Origin of the sequence: Paenibacillus sp. CAA11 (assembly GCF_003060825.1) — a bacterium.
Taxonomy (GTDB): Bacteria; Bacillota; Bacilli; order Paenibacillales; family Paenibacillaceae; genus Fontibacillus.
This window is the reverse complement of record NZ_CP028922.1, coordinates 4,334,019-4,347,354: the sequence shown is the minus strand read 5'-3', so window position 1 is coordinate 4,347,354 and position 13,336 is coordinate 4,334,019. Positions and strand designations below refer to the sequence as shown.

16 protein-coding genes and 1 riboswitch are annotated in these 13,336 nt (G+C 49.9%); all 16 genes read left to right on the top strand.

The window, feature by feature from the left end:
• Positions 1–29: 29 nt before the first annotated feature.
• The 16 genes from DCC85_RS20365 to DCC85_RS20290 all read left to right on the top strand — a co-directional run bounded on the left by DCC85_RS20365 (position 30) and on the right by DCC85_RS20290 (position 13,272).
• The gene (locus DCC85_RS20365) at positions 30–590 is read left to right on the top strand and encodes a manganese efflux pump MntP (RefSeq protein WP_108467199.1); all 561 of its coding nucleotides are present in this window, start codon (positions 30–32) and stop codon (positions 588–590) included.
• Between the two features lie 69 nt (positions 591–659).
• A complete protein-coding gene (locus tag DCC85_RS20360) occupies positions 660–1,247 on the top strand; it encodes a low molecular weight protein arginine phosphatase (RefSeq protein WP_108467984.1) in 588 nt (195 codons plus the stop codon).
• Between the two features lie 50 nt (positions 1,248–1,297).
• A riboswitch (ZMP/ZTP riboswitch) is annotated at positions 1,298–1,379 on the top strand.
• Between the two features lie 134 nt (positions 1,380–1,513).
• The gene (locus tag DCC85_RS20355; protein WP_108467198.1) at positions 1,514–2,113 is read left to right on the top strand and encodes a TIGR01440 family protein; all 600 of its coding nucleotides are present in this window, start codon (positions 1,514–1,516) and stop codon (positions 2,111–2,113) included.
• A gap of 42 nt (positions 2,114–2,155) precedes the next feature.
• Positions 2,156–3,406, top strand: coding sequence for a serine hydroxymethyltransferase (gene glyA / locus DCC85_RS20350; protein WP_108467983.1), 1,251 nt, complete (start codon positions 2,156–2,158; stop codon positions 3,404–3,406).
• Between the two features lie 229 nt (positions 3,407–3,635).
• A complete protein-coding gene (gene upp, locus DCC85_RS20345) occupies positions 3,636–4,265 on the top strand; it encodes a uracil phosphoribosyltransferase (protein ID WP_108467197.1) in 630 nt (209 codons plus the stop codon).
• 96 nt (positions 4,266–4,361) lie between these two features.
• A complete protein-coding gene (gene wecB, locus DCC85_RS20340) occupies positions 4,362–5,531 on the top strand; it encodes a non-hydrolyzing UDP-N-acetylglucosamine 2-epimerase (RefSeq protein ID WP_108467196.1) in 1,170 nt (389 codons plus the stop codon).
• 180 nt (positions 5,532–5,711) lie between these two features.
• Positions 5,712–5,975 carry an AtpZ/AtpI family protein gene (locus tag DCC85_RS20335; RefSeq protein WP_108467195.1) on the top strand — a complete coding sequence of 88 codons (264 nt, stop codon included), beginning with the start codon at positions 5,712–5,714 and terminating at the stop codon, positions 5,973–5,975.
• A complete protein-coding gene (locus tag DCC85_RS20330; protein ID WP_108467194.1) occupies positions 5,968–6,363 on the top strand; it encodes an ATP synthase subunit I in 396 nt (131 codons plus the stop codon). Before DCC85_RS20335 ends, DCC85_RS20330 begins: the two co-directional genes overlap by 8 nt.
• A 7-nt stretch (positions 6,364–6,370) precedes the next feature.
• Positions 6,371–7,204 carry a F0F1 ATP synthase subunit A gene (gene atpB, locus DCC85_RS20325; RefSeq protein WP_108467193.1) on the top strand — a complete coding sequence of 278 codons (834 nt, stop codon included), beginning with the start codon at positions 6,371–6,373 and terminating at the stop codon, positions 7,202–7,204.
• A gap of 110 nt (positions 7,205–7,314) precedes the next feature.
• Positions 7,315–7,539, top strand: coding sequence for a F0F1 ATP synthase subunit C (atpE, locus tag DCC85_RS20320; protein ID WP_108467192.1), 225 nt, complete (start codon positions 7,315–7,317; stop codon positions 7,537–7,539).
• A gap of 128 nt (positions 7,540–7,667) precedes the next feature.
• On the top strand, positions 7,668–8,156 hold the full coding sequence (atpF, locus tag DCC85_RS20315; RefSeq protein WP_108467191.1) for a F0F1 ATP synthase subunit B: 489 nt from the start codon (positions 7,668–7,670) through the stop codon (positions 8,154–8,156).
• Positions 8,153–8,701: a F0F1 ATP synthase subunit delta gene (locus DCC85_RS20310; RefSeq protein WP_108467190.1), complete on the top strand. Its 549-nt coding sequence runs from the start codon at positions 8,153–8,155 to the stop codon at positions 8,699–8,701. Before atpF ends, DCC85_RS20310 begins: the two co-directional genes overlap by 4 nt.
• Positions 8,702–8,716: 15 nt before the next feature.
• Complete coding sequence (gene atpA, locus DCC85_RS20305; RefSeq protein WP_108467189.1) at positions 8,717–10,231, top strand: F0F1 ATP synthase subunit alpha; 1,515 nt, start codon at positions 8,717–8,719, stop codon at positions 10,229–10,231.
• Positions 10,232–10,381: 150 nt separating this feature from the next.
• Positions 10,382–11,254 (top strand): ATP synthase F1 subunit gamma, encoded by an 873-nt coding sequence (gene atpG / locus DCC85_RS20300; RefSeq protein ID WP_108467188.1) that lies wholly within the window; start codon positions 10,382–10,384, stop codon positions 11,252–11,254.
• 145 nt (positions 11,255–11,399) lie between these two features.
• The gene (gene atpD / locus DCC85_RS20295) at positions 11,400–12,800 is read left to right on the top strand and encodes a F0F1 ATP synthase subunit beta (protein WP_108467187.1); all 1,401 of its coding nucleotides are present in this window, start codon (positions 11,400–11,402) and stop codon (positions 12,798–12,800) included.
• Between the two features lie 58 nt (positions 12,801–12,858).
• Positions 12,859–13,272: a F0F1 ATP synthase subunit epsilon gene (locus DCC85_RS20290; protein ID WP_108467186.1), complete on the top strand. Its 414-nt coding sequence runs from the start codon at positions 12,859–12,861 to the stop codon at positions 13,270–13,272.
• Positions 13,273–13,336: the final 64 nt, after the last annotated feature.

Sequence of the window (13,336 nt, the reverse complement as noted above, 5' to 3'; positions counted from 1 at the left end):
CAAACCACCTGGACTTGGAGGAATAGACTATGCTGTCTGCAGCGGCCCAGTTAGGGCAATATACCACGATTTTGGTCATGGCAGTCGCACTGGGAATGGATGCGTTCTCGCTCGGCATTGGCATTGGGATGAAGGGCGTGCGCAAGCTGGAGATTGCAAAGATCAGCGGTCTGATCGCTTTATTTCATATACTCATGCCACTCCTCGGTATATTCACAGGACAGTATGTAGGGCATCTTCTGGGAGACGTGGCCCGCTATGTCTCAGGAGGGCTCCTTGTGCTGCTGGGCGGGCATATGATGTACAGCTCCTTTCGCGGTGAAGGCTTTAAGCCTGTGAATCATCGTCATTTACTGGGCGCCATCATTTTTGCGCTTAGTGTAAGCATAGATTCCTTCTCGGTTGGTGTATCGCTGGGGATGTTCAACACGCATTTGATGATTACTGTACTGGCTTTTGGGTTCTTCGGAGGCTTGATGTCTGTACTGGGCCTGATGCTGGGCAGCCGGGTTGGGCAAAGCCTTGGCGATTATGGAGAGGCTGCGGGTGGAGCTGTTCTCTTTGTGTTTGGTTTGATGTTTATCTTTTGATACAATTTAATGAGGAAACTTTGTGATACTTGGATAGTAAAAGACAGACCTACTGTGTTGGAGGTAAGCATAATGCGTATTCTGTTTGTGTGTACTGGGAATACCTGCCGCAGTCCGATGGCAGAAGGGTTGTTTAGACAGATGGCTAAGGAAAGAGGTATTCAGGCCGAGGCTCGCTCAGCCGGGGTTGCCGCGATGGAGGGGATGTCGATCTCCCGCCATGCCGAAGCGGTACTTCGCGATCATCAGATTGAGGATAGCATGACTTCGAGCTCTATGAGTAAGGAGCTGGCGGAATGGGCCGATCTGATTCTAACTTTGACGCAGAGCCACAAACGTCAAGTCATTCACGCTTTCCCTTTCACCGCGTCCAAGACTTTTGCGCTGAAGGAATATGCTCTGGATGACCCTGAGGTTATGGAAGATTTGAAAGAGCTGCATGAACTTGCGGCAAATCAGGCTTTGGAGGCTTCACTTGGCTCGAAATCGAGGCCTGCGGATCAGCAGCGGATGATCGAGCTTCAGCAGCGGATTCCAAGCTTTGATATTTCCGATCCGTTTGGCGGAAGTCGGGAAGATTATGACCGGACTGCAGCAGAGATCCGGGATGCCCTCGATAAGCTGCTCTCCAAGCTGGAGCGTGAGGGGAAGCAATAATTGCAGGTTGCATTTCATCGTTATATGATTTATGCTAAGTCTGACAATAGCAGATCCGGTGTAACTGGCGACAAATGTGGATCAACCACGGTGGAGCACTGGAGTATACGGCCGGTCGCCTGGGCAAAAGAGCAAGACGCATAGATTTATCGTGCGTTCTGCTCTTTTTTTCGTCTTTACCTCCCCTTTCCGTTATAATGTAGACAATCGCTCCTTGCAGAAGGAGGAGCACAAAAGTACGACTAAGGAAAAGGAGGACCCTTGCTGTGAATGTCAACGATGGGGATGTTGCTTCTGTAGCTGCTATAGGCAAACAGGCTGCAGAAATCCTGGAGGAGCTTGCTAAGACCGCTTCCCTTGGACCCGGAAAGCTGGTCGTAATTGGTGTAAGCACGAGTGAAGTGGCAGGCATGCATATTGGAACCGCAGGGGCGGAAGACATTGCAGAAAGCCTGTATGCAGGGCTGGAGGGAGTCAGGTCCCAATACGGATTTGATCTTGCCTTCCAATGCTGCGAGCACCTTAACCGGGCACTTGTGGTGGAGCGCCGCGTGCTTGAAGCTTGGCGGCTGACAGAGGTTAGTGCCGTTCCGGTGCGCACGGCGGGCGGCTCCATGGCGGCATGCGCATACCGCCGCTTCACGGCTCCATGCCTCGCCGAGGAGATCGAGGCCCATGCGGGACTGGATATCGGCGAAACCTTGATCGGTATGCATCTGCGCCACGTTGCCGTCCCCTACAGACCAGCCAGGCGTTCCGTTGGCCAGGCTCGCGTTACAGCAGCATGGACGCGGCCGAAGCTGATCGGCGGGCAGCGGGCGGTATATACTTTGCCGCAGACCGAGGGTTCAGAGCTGTGTGATTAGAGATACACTAAATTTTATAATAAAGCAGGGAGGACAATGAGCATTATGGAACATTTGAGAAAGCAGGATCCGGCCGTTTTAGAGGCCATGAATTTGGAACTTAAGCGTCAGCGCAACAACATTGAGCTGATTGCTTCCGAGAACATCGTGAGTGAAGCTGTTATGGAGGCTATGGGTTCTGTACTGACGAACAAGTACGCAGAAGGCTACCCTGGGAAACGCTACTATGGCGGCTGCGAGCATGTGGACATTGTGGAGAACATCGCCCGCGACCGTGCGAATGAGCTGTTTGGTTCCGAGCACGCGAATGTGCAGCCGCACTCCGGAGCACAGGCGAACCTGGCCGTGTATCTGGCTGCTCTCAAGACAGGCGACACCGTGCTTGGCATGAACCTTGCTCATGGCGGACATCTGACACACGGAAGTCCGGTCAATGCTTCCGGCCTGCTGTACAACTTCGTAGCTTATGGTGTACAAGAGGATTCCTTCCTGATTGATTATGATGAAGTGCGCAAAGCTGCTTTTAAACATCGCCCTCGTCTGATCGTGGCAGGTGCAAGCGCATATCCGCGTACCATTGATTTCGAGAAAATGGCCGCAATTGCCAACGACGTAGGCGCATTGTTCATGGTGGATATGGCTCATATTGCAGGACTGGTTGCGGCCGGCCTTCATCCAAGCCCTGTTCCTCATGCTCACTTTGTGACGACTACGACCCATAAGACGCTGCGCGGTCCGCGCGGCGGCATGATTCTGACCCGTAAGTCTTGGGCCCAGGCGATTGACAAGGCAGTATTCCCGGGAACCCAAGGCGGCCCGCTGATGCATGTGATTGCTTCCAAGGCTGTAGCTTTTGGGGAGGCTCTTCAGCCGTCCTTCAAGACCTACGCTGAGAATATCGTGAAGAATGCTAAGAAGCTGGCGGAAACTCTGCTGGCTGAAGGCTTGAATCTGGTATCCGGCGGTACCGACAATCACTTGATGCTGGTTGATACGCGCAATCTGAACATTTCCGGTAAAGACGCCGAGCATGTACTGGATTCCATCGGAATTACTGTCAATAAGAACTCGATTCCATTCGATCCAACCAGCCCGTTTGTAACCAGCGGTATCCGTATCGGTACACCGGCAGCGACTTCGCGGGGCATGGATGAAGAGGCGATGGTAGAGATCGGCAAGATCATTGCCGACACGCTGAAGTCTCCGAAGGATGAAGCAGTGCTGGACAAAGCTCGTACTCGGGTTACGGCGCTGACAGATCGGTTCCCGATTTATCCGAACATGAAATACTAATTGGAAGCGAAGCTTATGATATGAAGGTCTCCTGCGCCTAGAGAGGTGCGGGAGATTTTTTTATATCCTTGACACCTCACGGAATTGTTGAATTCTCTTTGCATGAAAGATATCCCCTACAGGTGAAAAGAGAATCCCCAAGTGATATAATGGACAAGATTTATGGACAATCTGGAATAAAGCGGATGTCAGGATGAGAAGAATGAGCATGATACCGGAGGGACGAAAAATGGGAAAACTGATCGTGTGCGACCACCCGTTGATTCAGCACAAGCTAACATTTATCCGTGATATGCGGACGAATACGAAGGATTTTCGCGAGCTTGTCGATGAGGTTGCTACATTGATGGCTTATGAAATTACGAGAGATATTCCTTTGGAATCGATTAAGGTGCAGACACCGGTTGCGGAAGCCGAGTCGCGTGTAATTTCCGGGCGGATGCTGGGGCTAATTCCAATCTTGCGCGCTGGATTAGGGATGACAGACGGTATTCTGAAGCTGCTTCCGGCAGCCAAGGTGGGTCATGTCGGTTTGTTCCGCGATCCGGAAACACTGCAGCCGGTTGAATACTACATAAAGCTGCCGACGGATGTGCAAGAGCGTGAACTCATTGTAATTGATCCAATGCTTGCTACGGGCGGATCTGCCATTGCGGCGATCGATGCGCTTAAGAAGCGTGGATGCACGCAGATCAAGATGATGAATCTGATCGCGGCACCAGAAGGCGTTAAGGCTGTGCAGGAGGCACACCCGGATATAGACATTTATGTTGCCGCACTCGATGAGCGTCTGGATGAGCATGGTTATATTATTCCAGGCCTGGGTGATGCCGGCGACCGGCTGTATGGAACGAAATAATCCGTTGGGACAAGCTTAGATATGACTTAAAGAGAGGGACGGTTACGCGTATGGAAGCCACCCTCTTTTTTTCAAGAGAGAAACGGGGGACAAATGATGAAGAACAAACTCAAGGTAATGACAATCTTCGGTGTTAGACCTGAAGCGATTAAGATGGCTCCGCTTATTCTGGAGCTGCAGAAGCACCCGGAGCATATCGAATCCATTGTCTGTGTAACGGCGCAGCATCGCGAAATGCTGGACCAAGTGCTTGAGGTGTTCCAGATTGAGCCAAACTTTGATTTGAACGTGATGAAGGAGCGTCAAAGCTTGAATGAGATCTCCATTCGGGTGCTGCAAGGCCTTGAAGGTGTTCTTAAGGAAGCGAAGCCAGACATCGTGCTTGTGCACGGGGACACGCTGACCACGTTCCTGGCAAGCTATGCAGCTTTCATGCAGCAGATTAAGATAGGACATGTGGAAGCGGGACTGCGTACTTGGAACAAAATGTCGCCTTATCCGGAGGAAATGAATCGCCAGCTGACCGGTGTGCTCGCAGATCTGCATTTTGCGCCTACAGATTGGTCGGCAGGGAACCTGCGCAAAGAGAATAAATCAGAGTCAACCATATATATCACAGGCAATACCGTGACAGATGTGTTTCAATATACAGTAAAACCGGACTACAGCCATCCAGTACTGACCTGGGCCGAGGGCAAGCGCCTGGTACTGATGACAGCACACCGCCGTGAATCCCAAGGGGAGCCGCATCGCAATATCTTCCGTGCGGTAAGACGCATCGCCGATGAGTTCGAGGATGTGGCGATCTGCTATCCGGTTCACCTTAGTCCGGCTGTTCGTGAGCCTGCATACGAAATTCTTGGCAACCATCCGCGTATTAAGCTGATTGATCCGCTGGATGTAGTCGACCTGCATAACTTCTACCCGCATACCCATTTAATATTGACGGATTCGGGCGGTTTACAGGAAGAAGCGCCTTCTTTTGGCGTGCCGGTACTTGTGCTGCGGGATACGACAGAGCGGCCTGAAGGAATTGAGGCGGGGACGCTGGAGTTAGTCGGAACCCAAGAAGAGAAGGTGTATGAGCGGACAAAAGCATTACTCAGTGATCCAGAGGCTTATCAATCCATGAGTCGGGCCGCCAACCCGTACGGAGATGGGCAGGCATCGAAGAGAATTGTCAATGCGATTCTTCATCATTTCGGCCTGATAAGCGAACGTCCTGAACAATTTCACACAAAGTTCACAAATGAAAACGAAGCGTAGTTTTAAGATTGGAACGTACAGCATACAGTTAAACTGTACGGTTTGTAGGGGTTTGTAGAAATGAAAATGAAAATCAGGTTTCAAGGCTTCTTTTCGCGCCTTGTGATCAGATGTTCCCTCAATTGACAAAGTTTATTTTGATTAAGTAAAATGAACTAGAATTCCGAGGGTGGGACAGAAATGGACAAACCTGAACATTCTGATAACACTGAGAAAAACACGAAAAACGATCGTTCCATCTGGATTATGCTAGGCACCGTGAGCGCAATCGGCATTGAATTTGCCGCTTGTACAATCGCCGGTTTTTATTTGGGAACTTGGCTGGGAAGCCACCTGGGAAATCGGCAGGTATGGGTGCTGGTAGGCGTTCTCGCAGGAATGGTCGTCGGAGTGGCAGGAGCAGTAGGAGTAATTCGAAGGATAATGAGGGAAAGCGATGAATGAACTGTCCAAATATCGAATAGTTGTTGTCCGGGTAGTTCTATTTTTTGCCGCTTTTTGCCTTGTGATATCCGCAGCCCTTCCAACACACCGTCCAATTGCCCATGGTTTAATTCTTGGATCTTTTGTAAGCTGCTTGAATGTGCTGCATATGGCTTATAAGGTCAGGAAGATTACCAATGCTGCCGCAGGGAAAGGCAAAGCAGGCAGAGGAATAGGTTTTGGGACACGGCTGGCCACATCAATTTGTGCCATCTTGTTACCGCTGGAATATCCGCATTACTTTAATGAGGTAGCGGTGATGGCAAGCCTAGTTTTTGCTCAATTTCTTCTTTTGATATTGGGAATTATCTACTCACTTAGAGAAGAACGCAAAGCGGGAAAGGGGTGAAAATAACATGCTGCATGAATCACCGATTATTGAATGGCATGGCATTAATATTGACCTGTCTGTCATTCTCATGCTGGTTGTCTCCTGCGCCGTCGTTTTTCTGATTGCTTTCCTCGCGACTCGAAATCTGTCGGTGGAGAATCCAGGCAAGCTTCAGAACTTTATGGAGTGGGTTGTGGATTTTGTTAAGGGGCTCATTTCCAGCTCGATGGATATGAAGAAAGGCAAAGCCTTCTTATCTCTTGGCATGACCTTAATCATGTTCATTTTTGTCAGCAATATGCTTGGACTACCTTTCGGGATTGTTACTGACTATCACGACAAGGAGCATGCTGCGATTTTCGGGAAGCCGCTTGTTACTGTAACAGAGCAGATCGATAAGCTTCAAGCTGAACAGTCTGCATCTGGAGAGCATGAAGAGATTGAAGTCGGTGTGGGGTGGTGGAAATCACCTACAGCTGATGCTGGGGTCTCGATGGGTCTTGCACTTATGATCTTCCTGATGGTGCATTTCCTAGGATTGACGAGGAATACAAAAGGGTATTTAAAGCATTACGTCCAGCCATTTGTCTTCTTCCTACCAATTAATATTATAGAGCAGCTGTCCAAATTGCTGACTCACGGTATGCGTCTATTCGGGAACATCTTTGCCGGTGAGGTTCTGATCTCGGTACTCCTGAGTATGACGAAGCTGGGTGCAGTTGGCTGGGTTGGTTCCGTTGCTGGTCTTGTGGTATGGCAAGGGTTCAGTATCTTTGTCGGTTCCATTCAGGCGTTTGTCTTTACGATTCTGACTTTCGTTTATATTTCTCAAGCTATTGATACCCATGAAGAGCATTAGCGTGGGTGGCGAAGTGTTTCATTGTTAAGTATGAACCGGTTAACAGCCTGTTTATTCTTAGCCTGTAAATATACTAAATTTAATTCACATTCTTAAGGAGGCTTTTTGTAATGGGAGTTATGGCTTATATTGCTGCGGCAATTGCAGTAGGTTTGGGTGCCCTCGGCGCAGGTATTGGTAACGGCTTGATCGTAAGTAAGACAGTAGAAGGTATTGCTAGACAACCAGAAGCTAAGTCTTCTCTTCAAACAGTTATGTTTATCGGTGTAGGTCTGGTCGAAGCCCTTCCGATCATCGGTGTCGTTCTTGCGTTCATTTTCTATGTAGGTGCTTAACCATAATGATAAAGGGTTGGCGGGGAAGGCAACTGCCGTCCGCGCCTTCTCTTTTTGGCTTCAATTGAGTGATGAGCGAGGCCGATATCGGTGAAATGAACCGCCTTACCGGAAAGGAGTGACTGAGATTGAGTTTTAACTGGACATCTCTAGTATTTGCGCTGATTGCCTTTTTAATCCTTTATTGGCTGTTGAATAAGTATGCTTTCGGTCCACTCTTCAACGTCATGGAGAAACGTCGTCAGCTGGTGCTGCAGCAAGTAGAAGAAGCCAAGCAGACACGGGAACAGGCAAGTGTATATGTAGAAGAACAGAAGCAGGCTCTGCAGCAAGCGCGCAAAGAAGCTTACGATATTATTGAACAATCCAAACAAACGAGCAGCAAGCAAGCGGCTCAAATTATTGAACTTGCTAAGGAAGAATCCGTACGTCTGAAAGATGAAGCCGTTCGCGATATCGAGAACGAGAAGAACAAAGCGGTGGAGCAGCTGCGTACCGAAGTTGGTGTAGCCTCTGTCAAAATTGCTTCCAAGCTGCTTGAAAAAGAAGTTAAGGAAGATCATGTGCAGGAAGAGCTGGTGGACCAATACCTCAAAGAGGTCGGTGGGAAATCATGAGCCGCGATACGGTCGTAGCCAAACGTTACGCCAAGGCGCTGTATGAGATTGCTGCGCAGGAAGGACGCACGCTTGAGGTGGAGCAGGAATTAAAAGCGGCTGTTCAGGCGCTTACTTCCGATAAGAGTATCTTGAATTTCATCTCTTCACCCAGTGTGGCGGAATCGGCCAAATGGCAGGTTATTGGCGGGAGCCTGGAAGGACGCCTGTCCGCTCCGGTTATCTCCCTGCTGAAAATGCTTGTATCACGCGGTAGAACGGAGATCTTATCCGAGCTGCTGGACAGTTATATCAACATCAGCAGTGCTGCTCTTGGTCTTGCCAACGCGGTGGTGTACACCACTTACGCGCTGAATGAGCAAGAGAAGCAGCAAGTAGCTGAAGAGTTCGGAGCTTTGGTTCAGAAGAAAATCCGCGTTGAGAATGTAGTGGATACCAGTTTGCTTGGCGGTATGAAGGTTGTCATTGGCGACAAGCTGTATGATGGCAGTCTCGCGGGCAAGCTGGAACGGCTTGAAAAGTCTTTTCGAAGACAAGCACTGTAGATAGGGGTGAAACACTTGAGTATCAGACCTGAAGAAATCAGCACACTGATTAAAAGTCAGATCGAACAATATAAAACCGAAATCGAAGTGACCGAGGTCGGAACCGTTATTCAAGTCGGCGACGGGATCGCCCGTGTTCACGGACTTGAGAACGCTATGGCTAACGAGCTTCTTGAATTTGAGAACGGCGTCGTAGGTCTTGCTCTGAACTTGGAAGAAAGCAATGTCGGTGTCGTTATCCTCGGACCTTACACTGAAATCCGTGAAGGTGACCAAGTGAAGCGTACCGGACAGATCATGCAGGTTCCTGTAGGGGATGCTCTGCTAGGCCGTGTTGTGAACCCGCTTGGACAGCCGGTTGACGGCAAAGGTCCTATCGCAACTACGGAATTCCGTCCTGTAGAGAATAATGCTCCAGGCGTTATTGATCGTAAATCGGTTCATGAACCGATGCAAACCGGGATTAAGGCGATCGATTCGATGGTTCCAATTGGACGCGGCCAACGGGAATTGATTATCGGTGACCGTCAGACCGGTAAGACAGCGATCGCTATCGATGCGATCATTAACCAGAAGGGCAATGGCGTGAAATGTATCTATGTTGCCATCGGCCAAAAGCAATCCACAGTAGTTAATGTGGTTGAGACGCTGCGCCGCCATGGTGCATTGGACTACACCATCGTAGTTACTGCATCTGCTTCTGAGCCATCTCCACTATTGTATATTGCTCCTTATGCGGGCGTATCCATGGCCGAGTACTTCATGTACAAAGGCGAACACGTCCTTATTATTTATGATGACTTGTCGAAGCAGGCAGCGGCTTATCGCGAATTGTCCTTGCTGCTTCGTCGTCCCCCAGGCCGTGAGGCATTCCCTGGTGACGTATTCTATCTGCATTCCCGCTTGCTGGAACGTGCGGCGAAGCTGAGCGATGAGCTTGGCGGCGGATCTATTACCGCATTGCCGTTCATCGAAACCCAAGCGTCCGACGTATCGGCATATATTCCTACGAACGTAATCTCGATTACGGATGGTCAGATCTTCCTGGAATCCGACCTGTTCTATGCAGGTCAGCGTCCGGCGATCAACGTCGGTATCTCCGTATCCCGGGTAGGCGGATCGGCACAAATTAAGGCGATGAAGAAGGTTGCGGGTTCCCTCCGTCTGGACTTGGCCCAATACCGTGAGCTTCAAGCGTTCTCGCAGTTTGGCTCTGACCTGGATAAATCTACACAAGCCCGCCTGAACCGCGGTGCGCGTATGATGGAAATCCTGAAGCAAGGCGTTCACCAACCGCTCCCTGTTGAGAAGCAGGTAATCAGCTTGTACACAGCGGTTAAGGGCTATCTCGACGATATCCCACTCGGTGATGTTCGCCGCTTTGAGGCAGAGTTCCTGTCTTTTGTGGAAAGCCAGCATGACGAAGTGCTGCAGTCGATCCGTGACACGAAGGATTTGACTTCGGACAACGAGACACTTCTTAAGGATGTTATTGAGAAGTTCAAGAAGGGCTTTGCTGTTAAGGCTTAATTTTTATAGTGAAAACCGGCTTTGGCTTTCGCCAAAGCTTCGGTTTGTCATAGAACGTTGTATGATGCGAGTTTTGGCTTTGCCAAAACTTTAAGTGAATGCTTTCGAAGTAACTTTGAGCTTTGCTCAAAGTTTTGAGGTGGTGAAATCATGGCAAAAGGAATCCGCGAGATCAAACGTCAGATCAAGAGTATTCAGAATACCCGCCAAATCACGAAAGCAATGGAAATGGTGGCCTCGGCCAAGCTGAGAAAGGCGCAGGAGAAAGCGCAAGCCGCGCGCCCTTATGAAGAGAAGCTGAAAGAGGTTGTCACCAGCATTGCTGCCGGGACACAAGGGGTATCTCATCCGATGCTGGTCTCCCGCCCGGTGAAGAAGACGGCTTACATTGTCATCACTTCCGACGGGGGGCTCGTTGGCGGCTACAATGCCAACGTGCTTCGCAAAGTGATGGACACAATTGCGAATAACCACAGATCCCGTGAAGAATACGGACTGTTCGTAGTAGGACGTAAAGGACGCGATTATTTCAACCGCCGCGACCTTCCAGTTGTAGGTGAAGTTACCGAGCTGTCAGATACGCCTTCGTTTGCTGACATCAAGGCGGTGGCCAATGCAGCTGTACGCGGCTTTGAAGAAGAACAGTACGATGAGATCTATCTCTGTTATAACCGGTTCGTGAACGCGATTACTCAAGTGCCAACCGTTGATCGCCTGCTGCCATTCGAACAGGTGAAGACCGATAAAGTGGATGGCGCAATTAAAGCGTCTTATGAATATGAACCATCCCCTGAGGGCGTGCTTGAAGTACTGCTTCCGAAATATGCAGAGACGCTCATTTACGGTGCCTTGCTTGAAGGCAAGGCGAGTGAGCTTGGCGCGAAGATGACGGCAATGGGCAGTGCGACGAAGAATGCGACGAAGATGATCGGCGAACTGACGCTGACTTATAACCGTGCACGTCAAGCGGCCATTACGCAGGAGATTACAGAGATTGTTGCAGGTGCGAACGCGCAATCTTAATTATTGAAATAGCTAGCTAAGGGATAATGACAGTTTGCGGCTTAAGCGGAACCTTCCGAATCTTGCCTACTCATAAGGGCTTAGGGATAAGCCGGATGAATAGGGCAAGAGCCGCTGTCTGCAAACCTTGAGGAGGGAAACAAAGATGAACACAGGACGCGTTGTCAGCATTATGGGTCCGGTTGTCGATATCGAGTTCGAACGCGGTCAACTTCCGGAAATCTTCAACGCTATTAAAATTGCCAGTGATGAACAAGCAGGACGCTCTAGCGAACTGACTTTGGAAGTTTCCAACCACTTGGGTGACAATGTGGTGCGCTGTATTGCAATGTCCTCCACTGATGGACTTGTCCGCGGCACGGAGGCCGTAGACCTCGGCGCTCCAATCTCCGTACCGGTTGGTGAAGTTACACTAAGTCGTGTATTTAACGTACTGGGTGAAACTATCGATAATAAAGGTGATATTGCAGAGACTACCAAGCTTCCAATTCACCGTGAACCACCAGCTTTTGAAGAGCTCTCCACACAATCCGAGATTCTGGAGACCGGCATCAAGGTTATCGATTTGCTTGCTCCTTATGCGAAAGGCGGTAAAATCGGCCTCTTCGGCGGTGCAGGTGTAGGTAAGACGGTAACTATTCAGGAGCTTATTAATAACATTGCTCAAGAGCACGGCGGTATCTCTGTATTCGCCGGTGTAGGCGAACGTACTCGTGAAGGTAACGACTTGTATCATGAAATGACTGACTCCGGCGTTATCAACAAAACGGCGATGGTATTCGGTCAGATGAACGAGCCGCCAGGCGCGCGTCTACGTGTAGCCCTAACAGGACTTACCATGGCTGAATACTTCCGTGATCAGGAAGGCCGTGACGTACTGCTCTTTATCGATAATATCTTCCGCTTTACTCAAGCGGGTTCTGAGGTATCCGCCCTGCTCGGACGTATGCCTTCCGCCGTAGGTTACCAGCCGACATTGGCTACAGAAATGGGTCAGCTGCAGGAACGGATTACTTCTACCAAGAAGGGTTCCGTTACTTCCATCCAAGCGATCTATGTCCCAGCCGATGACTATACAGACCCGGCTCCTGCGACAACATTTGCTCACTTGGACGCTACAACCAACCTGGAGCGTAAAATTTCTGAGAAAGGGATCTTCCCAGCGGTGGATCCGCTGGCTTCCAGCTCGCGGATTCTAGCTCCAGAAATTGTAGGCGAAGAGCATTATAATGTAGCTCAAGGGGTTAAGCAGCTGCTTGCCCGCTATAAAGAGCTTCAAGATATCATCGCCATCCTGGGTATGGATGAGTTGTCTGAGGATGACAAGCTGATCGTAGCCCGTGCCCGTAAGGTTGAACGCTTCTTGTCCCAGCCTTTCCACGTGGCAGAACAGTTCACCGGATTTAAGGGCAAGTATGTTCCAATTGCCGAAACCGTGCGCAGCTTTAAAGAAATTCTGGACGGTAAGCATGATGATTTGCCGGAAGCGGCTTTCCTGTTTGTAGGTACAATCGAGGAAGCTGTGGAGAAAGCGAAGACCCTGTAAGCCAGCTTTTGTCTGGCAGGCTGGTTATTCGCTCCGAAAACGTATAGGAGTGATGGCTGTGAACACCTTTTTGTTGGAAATCGTCACACCGGAGCACGTGGTTTTCTCCCAGCAAGTCGATAGCATCACCGTGCGTGGCACGGAAGGGGAATTTGGCATTATGGCCGGCCATATTCCTATGGTGACTCCGCTTCAAGTAGCCCCTATCAATGTAAAGATGGCGGGAGCACGCGCGGCAATCGCCGTCCACGGAGGATTTATTGAAGTGCAGAAGGAGAAGGTGATTATTCTGGCTGAAAGCGCCGAGCTATCTTCGGATATTGACGTCGAGCGTGCCAAGGCCGCCAGAGAGCGTGCAGAACGCCGTCTGGCAAGTCATGGAAGCCAGGATCATATTGATCACCGCCGGGCTGAACTGGCTCTGCAAAGAGCAGTTACTCGGATCAACGTGTCTTCCAGTCGCAAAGAATAGTAAAAGAAGCCGGATACTCTGTTTAAGGGTGCCGGCTTTTTTAATATGAACAAGTTAACAAGCT

What these genes read in the sequence shown, in the direction of transcription:
- DCC85_RS20365 (WP_108467199.1), top strand. Translation starts at nt 30, where the DNA reads ATGCTGTCTGCAGCGGCCCAGTTAGGGCAATATACCACGATTTTGGTC.
- upp (WP_108467197.1), top strand. Translation starts at nt 3,636, where the DNA reads ATGGGAAAACTGATCGTGTGCGACCACCCGTTGATTCAGCACAAGCTA.
- wecB (WP_108467196.1), top strand. Translation starts at nt 4,362, where the DNA reads ATGAAGAACAAACTCAAGGTAATGACAATCTTCGGTGTTAGACCTGAA.
- DCC85_RS20335 (WP_108467195.1), top strand. Translation starts at nt 5,712, where the DNA reads ATGGACAAACCTGAACATTCTGATAACACTGAGAAAAACACGAAAAAC.
- DCC85_RS20330 (WP_108467194.1), top strand. Translation starts at nt 5,968, where the DNA reads ATGAATGAACTGTCCAAATATCGAATAGTTGTTGTCCGGGTAGTTCTA.
- atpB (WP_108467193.1), top strand. Translation starts at nt 6,371, where the DNA reads ATGCTGCATGAATCACCGATTATTGAATGGCATGGCATTAATATTGAC.
- atpE (WP_108467192.1), top strand. Translation starts at nt 7,315, where the DNA reads ATGGGAGTTATGGCTTATATTGCTGCGGCAATTGCAGTAGGTTTGGGT.
- DCC85_RS20310 (WP_108467190.1), top strand. Translation starts at nt 8,153, where the DNA reads ATGAGCCGCGATACGGTCGTAGCCAAACGTTACGCCAAGGCGCTGTAT.
- atpG (WP_108467188.1), top strand. Translation starts at nt 10,382, where the DNA reads ATGGCAAAAGGAATCCGCGAGATCAAACGTCAGATCAAGAGTATTCAG.
- atpD (WP_108467187.1), top strand. Translation starts at nt 11,400, where the DNA reads ATGAACACAGGACGCGTTGTCAGCATTATGGGTCCGGTTGTCGATATC.